The organism is Segatella asaccharophila (genome assembly GCF_054687055.1).
Window position 1 is genome coordinate 34,486 of sequence record NZ_BAACAN010000008.1, and the last position, 18,108, is coordinate 52,593.

General features: G+C 47.0%; 14 protein-coding genes. 5 read left to right on the forward strand and 9 right to left on the reverse strand.

What is annotated here, in order from left to right:
• Window positions 1-13: 13 nt before the first annotated feature.
• Window positions 14-2,986 (reverse strand): outer membrane beta-barrel protein, encoded by a 2,973-nt coding sequence (locus ACYRYG_RS06580; protein WP_460197851.1) that lies wholly within the window; start codon window positions 2,984-2,986, stop codon window positions 14-16.
• 145 nt (window positions 2,987-3,131) lie between these two features.
• Between ACYRYG_RS06580 and aroB the strand changes: the two genes are divergently transcribed.
• Complete coding sequence (gene aroB / locus ACYRYG_RS06585; RefSeq protein ID WP_293419721.1) at window positions 3,132-4,178, forward strand: 3-dehydroquinate synthase; 1,047 nt, start codon at window positions 3,132-3,134, stop codon at window positions 4,176-4,178.
• Between the two features lie 43 nt (window positions 4,179-4,221).
• On the opposite strand, the gene ACYRYG_RS06590 is transcribed toward aroB, so the two are convergent.
• The 6 genes from ACYRYG_RS06590 to ACYRYG_RS06615 all read right to left on the reverse strand — a co-directional run bounded on the left by ACYRYG_RS06590 (window position 4,222) and on the right by ACYRYG_RS06615 (window position 10,669).
• Window positions 4,222-5,397, reverse strand: a complete 1,176-nt coding sequence (locus ACYRYG_RS06590; protein ID WP_460197852.1) for an acyl-CoA synthetase family protein — start codon at window positions 5,395-5,397, stop codon at window positions 4,222-4,224.
• Between the two features lie 53 nt (window positions 5,398-5,450).
• Complete coding sequence (locus ACYRYG_RS06595) at window positions 5,451-6,491, reverse strand: o-succinylbenzoate synthase (RefSeq protein ID WP_293417635.1); 1,041 nt, start codon at window positions 6,489-6,491, stop codon at window positions 5,451-5,453.
• A 28-nt stretch (window positions 6,492-6,519) separates the two neighbouring features.
• The gene (menB, locus tag ACYRYG_RS06600; RefSeq protein WP_293417632.1) at window positions 6,520-7,356 is read right to left on the reverse strand and encodes a 1,4-dihydroxy-2-naphthoyl-CoA synthase; all 837 of its coding nucleotides are present in this window, start codon (window positions 7,354-7,356) and stop codon (window positions 6,520-6,522) included.
• 68 nt (window positions 7,357-7,424) lie between these two features.
• Window positions 7,425-9,113, reverse strand: a complete 1,689-nt coding sequence (menD, locus tag ACYRYG_RS06605; RefSeq protein WP_460197853.1) for a 2-succinyl-5-enolpyruvyl-6-hydroxy-3-cyclohexene-1-carboxylic-acid synthase — start codon at window positions 9,111-9,113, stop codon at window positions 7,425-7,427.
• A gap of 25 nt (window positions 9,114-9,138) precedes the next feature.
• Window positions 9,139-10,251: an isochorismate synthase gene (locus ACYRYG_RS06610; protein ID WP_460197854.1), complete on the reverse strand. Its 1,113-nt coding sequence runs from the start codon at window positions 10,249-10,251 to the stop codon at window positions 9,139-9,141.
• Complete coding sequence (locus ACYRYG_RS06615; RefSeq protein ID WP_293417623.1) at window positions 10,205-10,669, reverse strand: PaaI family thioesterase; 465 nt, start codon at window positions 10,667-10,669, stop codon at window positions 10,205-10,207. The genes ACYRYG_RS06610 and ACYRYG_RS06615 overlap by 47 nt, the downstream gene beginning before the upstream one ends.
• Before the next feature lie 243 nt (window positions 10,670-10,912).
• On the opposite strand from ACYRYG_RS06615, the gene lysS reads away from it, so the two are divergent.
• The 4 genes from lysS (at window position 10,913) to ACYRYG_RS06635 (ending at window position 16,127) form a co-directional block, all read left to right on the forward strand.
• A complete protein-coding gene (lysS, locus tag ACYRYG_RS06620) occupies window positions 10,913-12,664 on the forward strand; it encodes a lysine--tRNA ligase (protein ID WP_293417620.1) in 1,752 nt (583 codons plus the stop codon).
• Window positions 12,665-12,776: 112 nt separating this feature from the next.
• Window positions 12,777-13,772 carry an NAD(P)H-dependent glycerol-3-phosphate dehydrogenase gene (locus ACYRYG_RS06625; RefSeq protein ID WP_293427902.1) on the forward strand — a complete coding sequence of 332 codons (996 nt, stop codon included), beginning with the start codon at window positions 12,777-12,779 and terminating at the stop codon, window positions 13,770-13,772.
• A gap of 57 nt (window positions 13,773-13,829) precedes the next feature.
• Window positions 13,830-15,191, forward strand: coding sequence for a glucose-6-phosphate isomerase (locus ACYRYG_RS06630; protein WP_293417614.1), 1,362 nt, complete (start codon window positions 13,830-13,832; stop codon window positions 15,189-15,191).
• A gap of 159 nt (window positions 15,192-15,350) precedes the next feature.
• Complete coding sequence (locus tag ACYRYG_RS06635; protein ID WP_293417611.1) at window positions 15,351-16,127, forward strand: HAD family hydrolase; 777 nt, start codon at window positions 15,351-15,353, stop codon at window positions 16,125-16,127.
• A 62-nt stretch (window positions 16,128-16,189) separates the two neighbouring features.
• Here the strand turns inward: ACYRYG_RS06635 and ACYRYG_RS06640 are convergent, their stop codons facing one another.
• Window positions 16,190-16,507, reverse strand: a complete 318-nt coding sequence (locus tag ACYRYG_RS06640; protein ID WP_293417608.1) for a heavy metal-binding domain-containing protein — start codon at window positions 16,505-16,507, stop codon at window positions 16,190-16,192.
• Between the two features lie 11 nt (window positions 16,508-16,518).
• Window positions 16,519-17,595 (reverse strand): tRNA 2-thiouridine(34) synthase MnmA, encoded by a 1,077-nt coding sequence (gene mnmA, locus ACYRYG_RS06645; RefSeq protein WP_293417605.1) that lies wholly within the window; start codon window positions 17,593-17,595, stop codon window positions 16,519-16,521.
• Window positions 17,596-18,108: the final 513 nt, after the last annotated feature.

Below are 18,108 nucleotides of genomic sequence, written 5' to 3' on the forward strand. Positions count from 1 at the left end.
TTCAGTTAAATTCTTAGTCCATTGGCCTTCCGAATCCACCACCCTGTTCATGGTGATGTCCCCCCTCGTCAGGAGGTGGTGTTCCCTTAAAACGAGAATCATGGAAATCGGGATGTTCTCCCATTTTGTGCATCTGCTGCCGTGATTCCTTGTTTCCAAAAACATTCAGGCGATAAATGACATGGAGCATGGCATAACTATTGATGCTGTTATACTGAGTATCACTCCTCATTATGGCACTGATGGTCCTGCTGAGGTTGCTCTCATTATGCAAGATGTCATAGAACTGCAAGGTTACCGTCAAGGGCTTGCCCGTCAGGAATCCTTGACCGATCTGGGCATTCCATATCAGTTCATTCGTATTCATAGAAGCATTACTATAGCCCCTGCGGCTGTTCTCGTGAATATCCGAAGCTATTGTCATTCCCCAGGGCAGGGTTATATTAGCTGACATTCCATAAGCAAACTGCCAGGTATCCATATTGCTCTGCTTCTGGAGTTCATTACGGGCATGTGTATAGTTGACAGTACCGTCTGGGCCGATCTCCAGCCAACTGTTACGGAAATCTCCTCCCAACCGTTCTCCAATGGTAAACGTACGTGTAGTGTTCTTTTGAGAATCACTGTTTTTATCCAGACTCAAATAACTCACATAATGATTATAGTTGAGATTTGTAAAGGTATTCACACTGAAATATCCTGTTGTGTCAATAGCTGTGTTAAACATAAAAGCTCCCATAGCATTCCAATTACCATTGATATTCTCCGGAGTGGTCGTTCGGCCGCCTGTTGTCTCGTCATAGGTGACCTTATTACTGATGCTGTTGCTCGTCGTCGAATAATTCACATAAGTCATCAATGCTCTCTGGTGCTTCTGCATATAGTTATTATAGAACAGCCGGAGCGTATTCGTAAAAGATGGCTTCAGACCGGGATTACCCTTCGATATATTTAACGGATCACTGTCATCCGTGATGTCAAGGAGTTGTGACATGGAAGGCTGTGTGGAGGTCCCTCTGTAGTTAACCCGTAAGTAGCTGATCGGAGAAAACTTATAGCGGAAATCGAGCGTAGGGGAGAAATTAGTCACCGTACGTGTCATATCTACACTCACACCCATATAGTTCTGCTTATATTTTGTGTTCTGCGGTTGCAGCATCACACCTGCATTCAACTGATACTTGCTGCGGATAAGCCTCAACATCAACTGAAAATTATGGATATAGTTCTGATATACGGAATAACGGCTCAGATTATTATCCAGGTAAGTGTCCAAGGCATTCGGCAAGAGATCCAGATAACGGTCCCAGCCACGATAAACGGGCTCTACGCTGGAAAAGAAGTTCTCTCCCAGATGACTGAAATCATAGGTGGAACGGTCACTGCGCGAATAGTTATAGGTAAACTGATAACTGAACTGCAAGTAGGTCGCTTTGGCAATCGGCTCACTGTAAGTACCTTGCAGACTGTAACTGCGATTCTTTGTCGGCATAAGATTATACCGGTTGGTCTGATAGGTAGAATCTAATCCTAAAGCTGTCTTCATCAGATAAAGATGCACGGCATTAGTCGTCAGGCTCGTGGAACTGCTCTCTCCTATACTCCCGTCTGCCCGCAGAGTGAAATTTCGACCCTTATTGTTCAGCTTCCGGTTATACTGTAACATTCCTGACAGATTCTTGGAATCACTATAGGAAATACCATTATTGTCCTGTGTGTTCACCATCAGACTATCCTGTGCCAGCTTTTTGATAGACTCCTCAGAAAGGGGATCCGAAACATACAGGTAAGGATCCTTATTATAGGAGGCAGACATGGATGAAGAACGACTGTCATTGGTAGAATAAGTAAAAGAAGGACGGAACATAATATCCGTCATCGTATCAGGATTCCATTCCAGCCTTGCCCGACCATCCCAACTGTTTGAACGGGTGTAACTCTGACTGAGAGAATTTGAGAAAGCCCCGGTCTTGCTGACGAAGTTTTCGCTCGAAGTCTTTGTATTGACATCCCCATCAGAATGGTTCCAGCGCACACTGGCATCAATAGCTATCTTATTCTTGATCTCATAATTATAATTGCCACCAATCATCTTCGTCGTATTCAGTCCCTGCTGTCCGCCGCCAAAGAAGCCACGGCCTCCACCGGGAAAGCCCATATCATTCACGTTGTTGGCATTGGAAAATAGCATGAACCTGCTCTTTGAATTGAAGTAAGCTCCCATGATCCTCCCGGCATAGCGGTCATGAGTACCGTATGAAAGATCTATATTGGAGAACATTCCCTGATGCATCCCCTTCTTCAATCCGAAATCCAGCACCGTCTGCTCATTTCCATCATCAATACCCGTAACCTTTGCTAAATCACTCTTCTCATCGTATGCCTTGATCTTATCAACGATAGAAGTAGGAAGATTCTTCAAGGCCGTTTTCGTATCCCCCGTCATGAATTCCTTTCCGTCAACGAGGATCTTCTTGACCGTCTTGCCATTGATCGTGATCGTCCCGTCATCACTCACCTGGGCACCGGGAAGTTTCTTGACAAGCTCCTCCACCACCGAACCTTCAGGGGTTCGATAAGCTGCGGAATTATAAACAAAGGTATCCTCCTTGACTACTACTTTCGCGGCATGTCCGAGGACGGTAGCCTCCTTCAACATGATAGCATCAACTCCCAGGGATACTTTCCCCATAGCCAGATCCTTATCATCCTGAATGACTATTCTTTTAATACTGGTATGGTACCCCACACTGGAAATCTTCAGCAGATACTTGCCATTCTGAGGCGCAGTCAGATGGAAGAGTCCCTTCTCATCCGAAAGGGCACCCCCCACATACGTACTATCCATTTTCAACAGTTGGACAGTCACTTGCCCCAAGGGATCCTTGGAGCTCCGGTCTTCTATCAGACCTGAGATCAACCGGTTCTGTGCAAACGACGTGGCCGATAAGCTGATCAGAAATAACAGGAGAAATAACTTTCTCATTGATCTATTCTTTTTAATAATTACTCTCTTTAGACGTTCTTTTTCTCGACTCGTTTAATCTTAACCTCAAAAAATAATCACTTTCTTATCGCTTTTTCGCTAAAATTATCTATATTTGCCCTTAGAATGTTTACGTTAATCCGTTATGGAACAGAGAATCATATTATCAAAGCATTTTCAAATCGAACTTGCAACCATTATCTCTGAGTGTGATCACGACAGGATATTCGTGCTGACAGATGAGACCACAAAAGTTAAATGCTGGCCTCTCCTCAGACCGCTTCTCAGCCTGCGACATGCCCAGACTATTACCATTGGTGTCTCTGACACCCACAAGAACCTGGAGACCCTCGCAAACGTATGGAAGTCATTAGGGGAAAAGGGCGCTACCCGACATTCCCTGCTGATCAACCTTGGCGGGGGCATGGTCACCGATCTCGGCGGATTCGCAGCTTCTACTTTCAAACGGGGACTGAACTTCATCAATATTCCGACTACATTACTGGCCATGGTAGATGCTTCCGTGGGTGGGAAAACCGGCATCAATTTCAATGGACTCAAGAATGAAGTCGGTGTCTTCAATGATCCGAAATTCGTCATTCTGGATACTTCTTTTCTGAAAACGCTTGACGACACTAATATTCGCAGTGGTTATGGGGAGATGTTGAAACACGGATTGATCTCCAATGAAAAGATGTGGGCCGAACTCCTGAAGTTTGACCTGGCACATCCTGATCTGGCGAAACTGCAGACTATGGTGGCTGATTCTGTAGCCGTCAAAGAGCATATCGTGAAAGAAGATCCACACGAGATGGGTATCCGTAAAGCACTCAATTTCGGACATACCTTTGGTCATGCCCTGGAATCATGGAGTCTGAAGCGCACACCCATCCTCCATGGCTATGCCGTAGCCTACGGACTGATCTGCGAACTCTACCTGAGTTGTGTGAAGTTACATTTCCCTACAGAAAAGATGCAACAGACCGTCCATTTCATCCGCGAATATTACGGTACCCTCCCCATCACTTGCGATGATTACCCGGAGTTGATCCAACTGATGCATCATGATAAGAAAAACCGTGGTAATGAGATCAATGTCACCTTGTTGGGCGGCATCGGAGATATTCATATCAACCAGACGGTCAGTGAACAGGAAATCAAAGAAGTCCTTGACTTTTTCAGAGAGGGATAGAACAGCATTGAATCATCCGGTCTTGCTGGAGGCATGAGAGGATTTATCTATCCTTTTCCCGCAAGGCGATCTTTTCGGCCTCAGCCCGTGCCGGCTTACCTGTTCCGGTGAGCGGAATATGATCAACATGGAGATAGAGCCGAGGCTCCCAGTAACGGGGCAGGATCTTTTCACAACAAACTTTCACGAGTGACAGGTCTGACGCCTCCGTAAGAAGGACCACAACTTCACCAAATTTTTCGTCAGGCCGTTTCGTAATCAGATAAGGGGAATGAAGGACGGACTTTAAAGTTTTTTCAACCTCTTCCATCTGAATCTTTATTCCCCCACTATTAATAACATTATCCTGCCTGCCCAGGATTTTGAACTGTACACGACCATTCCTCGTATCTGAGGGCATCGGACGGAACTCCACCCGGTCATGGGTAACCAGAGGGCCTTCATGTACCAGTGGTGCATCGACAACCAGACAACCATCTGCATTTCTGCTCACCTCCACACTTTCAAAGGGCGTATACCATTCACTTGCCTCCGGTCCGTTCAATCGACGAAGGGCAATGTGTGAAAGTGTTTCTGTCATGCCATACGTGCTCCATACAGCATTAGGGAAATGTATCAGTTGCTGCTCCAGAGCCTCATCGATACTTCCTCCCCCGATGATCAGATGTTTCACTCTGCAGAGAAGTGAGGCTTCCTGAGGGATCTGCAGTGAATTATAAACCTGTAAAGGAACCATTGCCGCAAAGATTGGAGCAGGAAGACTCTTCTTCCATGACGGAGGATAGGCTACCTTATGCAGAGCAGAAGGCAGCAACTGATTTCTCCGGGTAAAAGGAAAATTTCCCCTCTCCGGGATGCAGGACTCTTCACCCGTAGCCGTAGACATTGCCCGAGACGGTGCAGGTGTCTCCCAGAGCGTTCCACCTCCTTCCAGGAGAGTTCTCAACGGATGTCCGGAGGGAGAGACCTCCAGGAGTTTCAGATTCCTTTCAATACTCCTCACTACCATCATTTTACCGGCAATATAATCAAGATTCATGCAGAGTAAGGCACTGTCCCCAGGCTGCAGGCCAAGAAAATTACAGGTGATACGAGCACTATTCAGCATTTTCTGTTTTGACACCCATATCGGTTTCGGTTTGCCTGTCGAGCCACTGGTGTGAACTAAAAGTTGCGGACAACTCTTGTTCCATTCAATCAGAAATTCTTCTAAGGTCATTTATCCTCCTCTTTCTTCCCATCTCTTCCTATCTTTTTCAAAAAAAGAGACAACTATTTTACATCCTTTTTATACCAGAGTTGGTCGCCTTCCATCTTCAGAGGCATCGGAATATTATCCATAAAGAGCAGACCTGTCCCCAGCCCCTGGGGGAAAGTAATATGCGGACCGTACATAAGGGCTGCAAAATGAGAAACCGCATTCAGGCCCACATTACTTTCCAGAGCTGAAGTTATCCAGGTCCCGATACCCCGCTGGCGGGCCAGATCTGTCCATTCTTTACAACCGGCCATTCCTCCATGCAGACTAGGTTTTAAGACCAGATAAGCAGGATGAATCGTATCCAGCAGCTCCTCTTTCATATTCTTCATATTGACACCGATGAGTTCTTCATCAAGGGCAATAGGAAGCGGAGACTCTTTGCACAAACGTGCCATTTCCTTCCATTGATGCTGCCTGATGGGCTGTTCTATCGAATGAAGGCCATAACCGGCCAACTGTTCCATCCTTTGCAAAGCATTCTCAGGGGTAAACCCTCCATTGGCATCCACACGCAACTCCACATCTTCCTTTGAGAAACGTTCCCGGATATGCCTGACCAGTTCTATTTCACGATCAAAGTCAATTGCCCCGATCTTCAATTTCACACAGTGGAATCCCTGGTCCAACTTCTCTTCAAGTCGCCCGAGCATCTCTTCGAAAGTGCCCATCCACACCAGGCCATTGATAGGAATGCCCTCTTCCCCACGGGCGAAAGGGGTATCAAAAAGGGCCGTAGACCCGCCGGCCTGAAACTGTGCGAAAGCGGTCTCCAGACCAAAAAGGATAGAAGGATAAGGGCGTAACATCTCGTATGGGATTTTCCCCAATTGCTCCACCATCATGCAAATATGCTGCAAAGTACGGTCATACTGTGGACCTGCATCACAGGACAAGTCCGGTAATGTAGCACATTCTCCCACCCCTTGCACACCAGGACGGTCATCAGAAGTAAGAGTAAGATAATCACTCCTGCGTGTCGTATACACCCCACGGGAGGTCCCGGCAGGGTGTATGAAATGGAGCGTCCGCTCCGAAATCCGGATATGATACATAGACATGATATGAATAATTCAGATCCTTTTATGGAAACTGGGGGTACTTGTCGAAATCAGGTTTCCTCTTTTCCAGAAAGGCACGTCCCCCCTCCTGAGCCTCATCGAGGGTATAATACAGCATTGTGGCATCCCCTGCCAGTTGCTGAATGCCCGCCTGACCATCCAGTTCAGCGTTGAATCCGGCCTTCATCATACGCAGAGCCAGAGGAGAACGTTCCATCATCGTCTCTGCCCATGAAACCGTCTCATCTTCAAGTTGGTCAAAAGGCACTACCTTGTTCACCAGTCCCATCTGCTCAGCCTCCTTTGCAGAATACTGGCGGCATAGGAACCAGATCTCTCGAGCTTTCTTCTGACCTACGATCCGGGCCAGATAAGAGGCACCGAATCCGGCATCGAAAGAACCGACCTTTGGTCCGGTCTGCCCGAAAATTGCATTTTCGCTGGCAATCGTCAGGTCACAGACAATATGCAGGATATGTCCGCCACCGATAGCATAACCGTTGACCATCGCAATCACGGGTTTAGGAAGATACCGGATCTGCATCTGGACGTCCAGGACATTCAAACGGGGAACACCGTCATCTCCTACGTATCCGCCGCATCCCTTGACGTGCATATCACCACCGGAGCAGAAAGCCTTATCTCCTGCACCGGTGAGAATCACTACGCGGATATTCATCGTGTTACGGCAATAACTGAAAGCCTGACTCATCTCCCAGACGGTCAAAGGCGTAAAAGCATTACGGTAACGTGGACGGTTAATCGTGATCTTGGCGATATGATTATATTCTTCAAAAAGGATTTCCTTGAAATCAAACCCCGGAATGGTTTTCCATTCCCTCTTCTTTTTCTCTTCCATAGCATTTCTCCTTTAAAATAGTCGTTAATAAATCTTCATATTTCAAAAAGATGGCTCCTCCTCATTCATCATTCTCCCTCAGCTGAAGGATTCTGCGAGGACTGTTGTTTAAAATAATCCTCAAGAACTTTCGTATCCGTTTCCGAGTCAGTGAATACTTCCAGCAGCATCGGACGATTCGTTTTCCGTGTCAGGAGCTGGACGATGCCTGCCTGCATATCTTCTTTTGAATGAGCCTGGAAATAGCCGACATCATTCTGCGTGCAAAGTCCGCGGGCAGTCGTATGATGATCCGCCCTGACCAGTCTTTCTCTTGCAGGACTGGCATGGAGTCCGGAAAACTGGTTAAAGATGGCTCCGCCCCCATTATTCATCAGAATAACACGAAGGTTACCTTTCAGGTTCTGGTTCCAGAGTGCATTCGCATCATAGAAAAAACTCAAATCGCCCAGGATACAGAACACTTTATCCTTACAGATAAGTGACATGCCTGCAGCCGTTGACAAGGATCCATCTATCCCATTCACGCCCCGGTTGCACCACACATGATGTCCCGCAAAGATATTGGCAAGCCGGATTGCACTGCTGTTGCCATATTGCACTTGATAATCATAGTCGACATCCTCGATCTGCTCTTCAAAACATTTCACAACGGCCATCTCTGAATAGGCCGGCTCATATTCAGCTGCACGCCTCTCAGCAATATCCAATGCCTTTTTCCAAGTTTGATGAAAAGGCAGGCCTTCGCTTCCCTTATTCTTTATTTCTCCGGCAAGATGTTCAAGGAAATCAGCTGGATCGGTCTGGACAGTTCCCTTCAGCGACTTAAAGGTGTCATACACGGTATCCTCCATGGATACCCGCCAGACATCCAGGTCAGGATGCTTTCTAAGAAAACTCTTTAGGCGTTTGCTGACCAGTGTATAGCCCATGAAGACCAGAAAATCAGGCTGATACTGTTCACCTCTGTTTCTAGCGAGGACTTCATCAAAATGCAGGATGTTATAATCAGGTATGCTCAACCGTTCATCCAGCAGGACTGCATAGTCAGAAATAACCCGCAGAGACATTTCCAATCCCTGATAAACAGATGGCGCATCTTGTCCGATGACAATCATCGGACGCCTGGCCTTTATAAACCGATGAATGACAAGGTCCCTTCCCTCTTCAGATATACCACAGGAAAAGGACCTGACCACACGCTCTTCCGGAAGTTTGCTGACCGTATACTCATACAGTGGTTCTGTAATCGGCACGTTGATCTGCACCGGTCCACCCCCCTGGTGAAAGGAGGCCAAAAGTGCTTCATTGACCAGTCGGTTGCAATACCAATGTGCTTCCTCATCCTGTGGTTCCGGCAGAGAGACCGCTTTCAAGACAAAACAGCCCAATGCTTCCCGCTGCGGGATGGTCTGGCCATCCAACTGGTCGATCCACTGTTCAGGCCGGTCTGCAGAAATGACAATCAGGCGCTGATGCTGGTAACGAGCCTCTGCCACTGAGGGAAGGAGGTTCAGGAGAGCGGTCCCGGAGGTCACGCAAACGACAACAGGACCATCCGTATACTGGCATATACCCAATGCATAAAAGCCTGCAGACCGTTCGTCTGTACACGGATAACAGGTAATAGAAGGACAGACGGCCAAGTTGTGCACGACAGGTGAATTCCTGCTTCCGGGACAGACTACCGCATAACGGACACCCTGCCTGACCAGCAGATCAGTTAATATATTGACATTCTCTTTATTGCTATACATCTTTTTTATTCCCTCTTGAAAGTGCTTATAATAATCGTTCCATCGTGCCCAGTTTCGCTTCCGTTTCCTGCCACTCATTTTCACAATAACTGTCTTTCAGCAAGCCTCCCCCGGCATACAGATCACAGTATTGCTCCGTAATCTGCATACACCTCAAGGAGACATAAAGGTGAGTTTCCCCTTGAAAGGAGAGTGGCCCCTGAAATCCGCTGTAATAACGGCGTGGGGCACCTTCATTCTCCACGATAAACCGGCGTGCCTTCTCCTTCGGAAGACCACATACAGCCGGCGTGGGGTGCAAGGCGTCCAGTAGATCTCCTAAATGATCCTGATCAGGAAGGGTAAACCTGAAATCACTCCGCAGATGCAGAAGATCGGCAGCACGTGTCGTATAGGGCTGTGTCTTCTCAAGCCGTATGGAAAAGCGACGGATACAGGTCTCTACATACCCGGCAACGAGAGCTTGTTCATGGACATTCTTTTCCGTCCATAAGACATTCCTTAAAGCATGGTCCCGGCAACCTGGCAAAATATCCCTGTACGGGGTATCGGCCCTCCTCGTTCCTGCCAGGGCCATCGTCTGCCATATCCGTCCATCCCCCTTCAGGAGAATTTCAGGTGTGGCCATCAGCCATGTTCCGCTCTGCCTGGTAGAAACGAGTGCGACAAACAGATGGGGATAGCGCTGACAGGCTTTCTGGAAAAGATCTTCCGGATCCGGAGCTGTCTCCTGATAATGTCTTGCCCGACGGGCAAGAACAATCTTCTCAAACTCGCCAGATGCCAGACGGTCATGAAACGTCATAAAAGTTTTCTGATACCTGTCCCTTTCCCCGGATACATCACAGCCCTTACCGGAGGATACAGCATGATCCTCCACAGGAACCTCTTCCTTTCCCGTCCTGATCTTAAGGATTTCCGTATGGTCAGGAACGAGAAGGAGGATTGGATTTTTATCTGAGGGGACAAACGGAGCAATAACAAATCCCTTACGCCCGTTCAGATCTGACAGCGAATCCAAGAGTACCGGTTGTGATTGTGAGGACAGGCAGACACATTCGTCTTTCCCGGGCAAACGATAAATTGCATAACTATTCATGAGCTGGGGAATGATCCTCCCGGTTTTCTTTCCTATCATCTTTCTGACGACGGGGAACCAACACATAATTGGTGACCTGTACGGTGGAAATCAGGTCACCAGCCTCATTGCGGATGTCAATATGCCATTCGTGTAAGGTGCGTCCTTTATGCTGAAGGCGCCCGTAAGCCGTCACGGTATCCCCTGAAAGGACAGATTTTAAATGATTGCCACTTACATTGATACCTACGCATATCCTTCCCGGACAGATCGCCATGCTGCCTATCCCTGCAAGGTTCTCAGCCAGTGCCAGCGTCGCTCCCCCGCTAAGGAAGCCGAAGGGCTGCTGATTACGGTCATCCACCTTCATCTTGCCGATCAATGTATCTGGTTCAGGAGTGGAAATGAACTCCATGCCTAGTGTTTTGGTGAGTCCGTCTTCCTCCTCCAGGATTTCTCTTTCTTTTTCAATGTCCATGAGTCTGAATTTTTGTCTGGCAAATTTACAAAAAAACAAGCATATAAATTAATGAAGGGATCAGATTTTGATATTCTTATGTTAAAAAGGAAGAATGATGGAGAAGTGAAAGCGAATGCTTACGAATGTAAAGGATGAGGAGAAAGATATTCCTGAGGGACGAATAAAAATGATAAAATACACGATGCTTTCGGAATAATTTATTAATTTTGCAATCAAAGTAACAGATAGAAAGCATAAGAAATGAACGTATTAGAACTTAGCGAACAGGAAATCGGACGCAGGCAGAGTTTACAGGAGCTCCGGAAGATGGGAATCAATCCTTATCCGGCTGCAGAGTATCCTGTGAATGCCTTCAGCACAGATATCAAGGCTGACTATAAGGAGGATGAGAAGCGTGAGGTGATCATCGCCGGTAGGATGATGAGCCGGCGGATTATGGGTAAGGCCAGTTTTATGGAGATACAAGATTCCAATGGAAGGATTCAGGTATATGTCACCCGCGATGACATCTGCCCGGATGAGAATAAGGACCTGTACAATAAAGTTTTCAAAAAACTTCTGGACATCGGAGACTTTATCGGTGTGAAAGGATTTGTTTTCAAGACTCAGACCGGTGAGGTCACCGTACATGCACAGGAACTGACCCTTCTGAGCAAGAGCCTGAAACCGTTACCGGTCGTCAAGCACAAGGACGGCGTTACCTACGATGAATTTGATGACCCGGAACTTCGCTACCGCCAGCGTTATGTAGACCTCATCGTCAACAAAGGTGTCAAGGAAACCTTCCTGAAACGAGCTACGGTCCTCCGCACGATGCGTGACTTCTTTGACAAAGCAGGTTATACGGAGGTTGAGACCCCTATTCTTCAGAGCATTCCCGGAGGAGCAAGTGCTCGTCCTTTCATCACTCATTATAACGCTCTGAACCTCGATATGTACATGCGTATCGCCACAGAACTCTATCTGAAGCGACTTATTGTCGGTGGTTTTGAGGGGGTCTATGAGATCGGCAAGAATTTCCGTAATGAGGGGATGGACCGCTATCATAACCCGGAGTTTACCTGCCTGGAACTCTATGTCCAGTACAAAGACTACAACTGGATGATGAAGTTTACCGAGCAACTCCTGGAAACGATTTGCATTGCTGTAAACGGTAAACCGGAAGTCCAGATAGGTGATCATCTGGTCAGTTTTAAAGCTCCTTATCGCCGCATCCCTATTCTTGATGCTATCAAGGAGAAGACCGGCTATGATGTCAACGGTAAAAGTGAGGATGAGATCCGCGAAATCTGCAAGAAACTCAATATGGAGGTGGATGAGACGATGGGGAAAGGCAAACTCATTGATGAGATGTTCGGACAGTTCTGTGAGGGTACCTTCATACAGCCTACCTTTGTCATCGACTACCCGGTAGAGATGTCTCCTCTGACAAAGATGCACCGTTCTAAGCCGGGACTGACGGAACGTTTCGAACTGATGATCAATGGAAAGGAACTGGCCAATGCTTACTCTGAACTGAATGACCCGATCGACCAGGAGGAACGTTTCAAGGAACAGATGAAACTGGCGGATAAGGGTGATGATGAAGCGATGGTCATCGACCAGGACTTTCTCCGTGCCTTGCAGTACGGTATGCCGCCTACCAGTGGCATCGGCATCGGCATCGACCGACTGGTGATGCTGATGACAGGTAAGGAATATATCCAGGAAGTTATGCTCTTCCCTCAAATGAAGCCGGAGCCGAAAATTCCACGGAGCAGCATTACGGAATGGGCTGCCATAGGTGTAACGGAAAACTGGATGTATGTCCTTCGTAAATGTGGATTCAACCTGATCTCTGATATCCGTGACGAGAAGGCACAGGGACTGCAACAGAAGATCGGGGAAATTAATAAGAAATATAAATTAGGCTACGAGAAACCTTCTGTTGAAGAAATCGGCAGGTGGATTGCTGCTGCAGCCGATGCTTCCGGTGAAAAGGGAGCTAACTGATCATTTTCAGACCGGCAGATCATGGAAGCAATTCTCTGCATATCCTCCACACGACAGAATACTTGGCCGGAAGAGGAAGAGATTGCATTAAGAACTATCTGGAGAATGACTTATGTTTAAGGTTGGGAAAATAGCGATAATTGGTGACGGTTCGTGGGCAACTGCCATAGCCAGGATGATCGTGGGGCATACCCATCATATCGGCTGGTATGTCCGCAGGGCTGACCGCATTGATGATTTCAGACGGATGGGACATAATCCTGCTTATTTGTCAAATGTTCCGTTCGATGTCAGGGAGATTTTCTTCTCTGATGAGATTACTGAAATCGTAAACCGCTATGATACCCTCGTCTTTGTCACTCCGTCGACCTATCTGAAAGGTCTGCTCAAAAACCTCAAATCACCATTAAAGGACAAATTTATCGTCACGGCGATCAAGGGGATTATCCCGGACGAGAACCAAGTCTGTTCAGAATATTTCCATCAGGTCTATCAGGTCTCCTATGAAAACCTGGCTTGTATCGGAGGTCCTTCTCATGCCGAGGAGGTTGCACTCAACCGCCTTACTTATCTGACGGTGGCCTGTCAGAATTTAGATAAGGCCAGGATCTTCACACAAGTCCTGAACTCTGATTCCATCCGCACGAAGGTCTCTAGCGACGTCATCGGAATAGAATACAGTTCCGTTCTGAAGAACATCTATGCCATCGCTGCGGGAATCTGCAGCGGACTCCAGTATGGAGACAATTTCCAGGCAGTCTTGATGTCGAATGCCGTACAGGAAATGAACCGTTTCCTGACCGCTACCTACCCTTGTGACCGCTGCATCTACGACAGTGTATATCTTGGTGACCTGTTGGTAACAGGTTACTCCAGATTCTCCCGTAACCGCACTTTCGGTACGATGATCGGGAAAGGTTACTCCGTTAAAAGTGCCCAGATCGAGATGGAAATGGTTGCCGAGGGCTATTATGGCACCAAATGTATGAAGGAAATCAACCGCCATACCCGTGTCAAGATGCTCATCCTCGATGCGGTCTATGATATTCTGTATAACCGCGTGGACCCCGGTACAGAGATCAAACTCCTGGCAGGGGTGTTCCACTAAATAATGAATTCATCAATTCTTAGCGGAATAAGACCGCTAAATAAAACATAACTTTTAATGAAAAATATCAGCTTAGACATTACAAAAGCTACGCCATTTCTGAAAAATGGTGCAGTAAAATCGTATGAGTCAAAGGTTAAGACTGCTCAGGATGCTCTGGAAAATGCCACTTGCGCCGGAAATGATTTCCTGGGATGGCTGCATCTTCCCTCTTCGGTTACTCCTGCTTTTCTCAAGGAAATCAAGGACGAGGCAAGCATTCTCCGTGCTAACTGCGAGGATATTGTCGTGGCAGGTATCGGTGGCAGTTACCTGGGTGCCCGTGCCGTGATTGAAGCACTGGGCAATTCTTTCAGCTGGCTGGTCAATGATGACCAGAAGAACCCGAACATCCTTTTTGCCGGGAACAATATCGGCGAGGATTATCTCTCGGAATTGACAGCTTATCTGAAAGGTAAGAAATTCGGTGTCATCAATATCTCCAAGTCGGGTACCACCACTGAGACGGCTCTGACTTTCCGCTTGCTGAGAAAACAGTGCGAAGCTCAACGGGGCAAGGAGGAAGCCAAGAAAGTCATCGTGGCCATCACTGACGCCCGCAAGGGAGCTGCACGTATCTGTGCTGACAAAGAAGGTTATAAGAGTTTTATCATTCCTGATAATGTCGGGGGACGCTTTTCTGTGCTCACTCCTGTGGGATTGCTGCCAATCGCCTGCGCTGGATACGACATTGAAAAACTCATTGAGGGCGCACGGGACATGGAGAAAGCTACGAGTGCGGACATTCCTTATGAGGATAACTTGTCTGCCCAATATGCAGCTGCACGCCAGGCATTATATACTCAGGCTGGCAAGAAAATTGAAATCATTGAAAATTTCCAGCCTAAACTTCATTATTTCGGAGAATGGTGGAAACAACTTTACGGTGAGAGTGAAGGCAAGGACAATAAGGGACTGTTCCCTGCTGCCTGCGACTTCACGACTGACCTCCACTCAATGGGTCAATGGATCCAACAGGGAGAACGGACGATCTTCGAAACAGTTCTCTCGATTGAGACACCTGATCACAAACTGCTATTTCCTCATGACGAGGATAACCTCGACGGACTGAACTTCCTCGAAGGAAAACGTGTCGATGAGGTCAACAAGATGGCTGAACTGGGTACGAGACTGGCACACGTCGATGGCAATGTTCCGAATATCCGCATCAGCGTTCCGGAACTGAACGAGTATTACGTCGGCCAACTCATCTATTTCTTTGAGAAGGCTTGTGGCATCAGCGGTCTGCTGGAAGGGGTTAACCCGTTCAACCAGCCGGGTGTAGAAGCTTATAAGAAGAATATGTTTGCACTGTTGAATAAACCGGGATATGAGGCTGAAAGCAAGGCCATCCGGGAACGTCTTGACAAAGAAAAATAATCTGTATTCGGGAGACGGGTTCTGCAAATAGGAATTTGTCTCCCGATAATATAAAAACCATCTGAAGAAAAGATTGATAGAGAAAGATAAGGGGTACAATACTCCTCCTTGAAAATCAGGATGATTCGGTAAGAAGATTGATTCGATTTTATTTATAACATGAATAAACAAAACATCCAAGAGGCTTTAAGCCATTATAGAAACCACCTTAAAGCATCTGGACAGAACATCACACCTAAAGAAATAGAAAAAGGTATCCGCTGCGTTTTATTCGATATGGACGGAGTACTCTATAACTCCATGCCCAACCATGCCATTGCCTGGACCAATTGCATGAAAAAATTTGGCATCCGGATGACTGCGGCAGATGCATACGCCACAGAAGGTGCCAGAGGTATTGACACTATACGCAGCTTCGCAAAAAGACAACTGAACAAGGATCTCTCCCTGGAAGAGGCGCAACAGATGTACGATGTCAAGACTGATTATTTCCATCAACTGCCTGTTGCTGAAATATTTCCGGGTGTCATCGAATTGATGCGGAAGATTAAAGCTTCTGGAGTGGACATCGGAGTGGTCACAGGAAGTGGACAACGCCCTCTCATCCAGCGCCTGCTCCGTGATTTCGGAGAGTTTTTCAATGAAACGCATATTGTCACAGCCTATGACGTCAACCGTGGTAAGCCGAATCCTGATCCTTATCTGATGGGACTGAAGAAATGTGGCCATTACCTGCCCTGGCAGGGAATCGTCGTAGAGAATGCTCCCCTTGGTGTACGTTCAGGCGTAGCAGCAGGAATATTCACCGTAGCGGTAAACAGTGGACCATTGCCTGACTCTGCATTGCAAAGGGAAGGAGCTGACCTCATCTATGAGAAAATGACCCAGTTCTGTGACGACTGGGATACTCTTATGGTAAGTTCCGGAAAACTTTAATCTACTCTTCTTTCCGACAGTCTTCTATTAGCCTGTAAGAACCGTTTCCCTCTTCCGAAGAGCTACAGCACTACAGCCGTACCACTACAGGTTACCATTAACATGGAATTGGTCTGGCCTACGGTCTCATAATCCAGATCTATCCCTACGATGGCATTGGCACCCAGACGGGCAGCACGATCAGACATCTCTTTCAGGGAAGCATCCTTGGCTTCGATCAAAACTCGCTCATAACTTCTACTTCTGCCACCGAAAAAGTCATGGAAACCTGCCAGCATATCCTTGATGGCATTAGCTCCGATGATGGTCTCACCGGTCACTACCCCTTTATACTGTTGGATGGGGCGTCCTTCAATGGTGGGAGTCGTTGTCAAAATCATAATATCATAATTTACAAAGTAATTTCCCCGCTGCCGAAACAACGGTGACGATCTATATCATAAACCACACAAAACTGTCCAGGGGCTACGCCGTGAATGGGACGATCAAGGTGAAAGAAATAATTTCCATCCCCCAGGTCCTCGACTGTAGCAGAGTTGAATTCCGGTGTGTGACGGATTTTCAGGGTAACCTTCCGATCTGTCACCGGCTCCGTCAGAAAATGAAAATCATGCACCTTGAAGTCTTTCTTGTAAGCTGTCTGCGGATCATATCCATGACTCACATAAAGAATATTTTCCTTCGTATCTTTCTTGACGACGAACCATGGACCACCTCCTAAGCCAAGTCCTTTTCTCTGCCCGATGGTATGGAACCATACCCCTTTGTGCTCTCCGATCTTCCGGCCGGTCTCCAATTCAATAATATCGCCTTTTTGCTCTCCGAGATAACGCCTCACATATTCATTATAATTGATGTTTCCCAAAAAGCATATTCCCTCTGAATCCCTCCGCCGGGCTGTCGCCAGATGTTCCTGCACGGCGATCTCCCGTACTTCGTCCTTGACATAATGGCCAATCGGGAAAATGGCCTTCTCCAGTTGCCAGTCATAGATCTGGGCCAGAAAATCGGTCTGGTCCTTCACCGGATCGGGGCTGGTCGTGAGCCACTTCTTGCCGTCAATGATTTCTGTCTGGGCATAATGTCCTGTAGCTATCAGATCATAGTTGCGTCCCATCTTTTCATCAAAGGCACCAAACTTGATGAGTCGGTTACACATGACATCAGGATTAGGAGTCAGACCAGCCTTGACCTTGTCCATCGTATATTTCGTTACCTGCCCCCAGTACTCCTTGTGACAGTCGACAACCTGCAGTCTACAGTCATACTTCTTGGCCACAGCCGTAGCCATCTCCATATCTTCCTCACTGTTACAGTCCCATGCTTCTTTCTCCTCAGGACCGATCATAATATAAAAACAGTCAGGATGCAGACCTAACCGGGCAAACTCGTACACAACAACACTACTGTCTACTCCTCCGGAAAGGAGTACAGCGATACGCTTGCCTTTAATTTCCTCAATATTCATAGTTGACAAAGATACAGATTTTTATGGTCTGAATCAGAAGAGCACTGTTAAAATACATAAAATCATGCTGAATCTAGGACCATTTTATAAAGTTGGGCTTTTAACCATCTTATTATGTTTCAGGAATAAAGTGACTCAAATCATAGGGTTGTTTCTTACAGTATACCTCTGATTTTAAGGCCTTAAAGTCACAGACCTTGACGCCTGATTTCGGGCGGTATCCTCATGGAGGAGCAATATGCACCATTTTGGGGTACCATAATGCACCATTTTGGTGGGGCGAAATGCACCATATCGGTGGGGCGAAATGCACCATATCGATCACAAGTGACTATTGTCGTGAGAATCAGTGACTATGCTTCTTTCTTATCATTAAAAAACAACCATATTATTTGAACCTGAATCTGCCGGCAACGTTCCAAAAGAAGCATCGGATCCACCAGCAACACTCTAAATCGAAAAAAAGATCTCCCGCATCAGAAGATACGGAAAATCCCTCTATTTTTAGAGCCC

Coding starts and splice junctions, on each gene's coding strand:
- ACYRYG_RS06580 (WP_460197851.1), bottom strand. CDS start 2,986: ATGAGAAAGTTATTTCTCCTGTTATTTCTGATCAGCTTATCGGCCACG.
- aroB (WP_293419721.1), top strand. CDS start 3,132: ATGGAACAGAGAATCATATTATCAAAGCATTTTCAAATCGAACTTGCA.
- ACYRYG_RS06590 (WP_460197852.1), bottom strand. CDS start 5,397: ATGACCTTAGAAGAATTTCTGATTGAATGGAACAAGAGTTGTCCGCAA.
- ACYRYG_RS06595 (WP_293417635.1), bottom strand. CDS start 6,491: ATGTATCATATCCGGATTTCGGAGCGGACGCTCCATTTCATACACCCT.
- menB (WP_293417632.1), bottom strand. CDS start 7,356: ATGGAAGAGAAAAAGAAGAGGGAATGGAAAACCATTCCGGGGTTTGAT.
- menD (WP_460197853.1), bottom strand. CDS start 9,113: ATGTATAGCAATAAAGAGAATGTCAATATATTAACTGATCTGCTGGTC.
- ACYRYG_RS06610 (WP_460197854.1), bottom strand. CDS start 10,251: ATGATAGGAAAGAAAACCGGGAGGATCATTCCCCAGCTCATGAATAGT.
- ACYRYG_RS06615 (WP_293417623.1), bottom strand. CDS start 10,669: ATGGACATTGAAAAAGAAAGAGAAATCCTGGAGGAGGAAGACGGACTC.
- lysS (WP_293417620.1), top strand. CDS start 10,913: ATGAACGTATTAGAACTTAGCGAACAGGAAATCGGACGCAGGCAGAGT.
- ACYRYG_RS06625 (WP_293427902.1), top strand. CDS start 12,777: ATGTTTAAGGTTGGGAAAATAGCGATAATTGGTGACGGTTCGTGGGCA.
- ACYRYG_RS06630 (WP_293417614.1), top strand. CDS start 13,830: ATGAAAAATATCAGCTTAGACATTACAAAAGCTACGCCATTTCTGAAA.
- ACYRYG_RS06635 (WP_293417611.1), top strand. CDS start 15,351: ATGAATAAACAAAACATCCAAGAGGCTTTAAGCCATTATAGAAACCAC.
- ACYRYG_RS06640 (WP_293417608.1), bottom strand. CDS start 16,507: ATGATTTTGACAACGACTCCCACCATTGAAGGACGCCCCATCCAACAG.
- mnmA (WP_293417605.1), bottom strand. CDS start 17,595: ATGAATATTGAGGAAATTAAAGGCAAGCGTATCGCTGTACTCCTTTCC.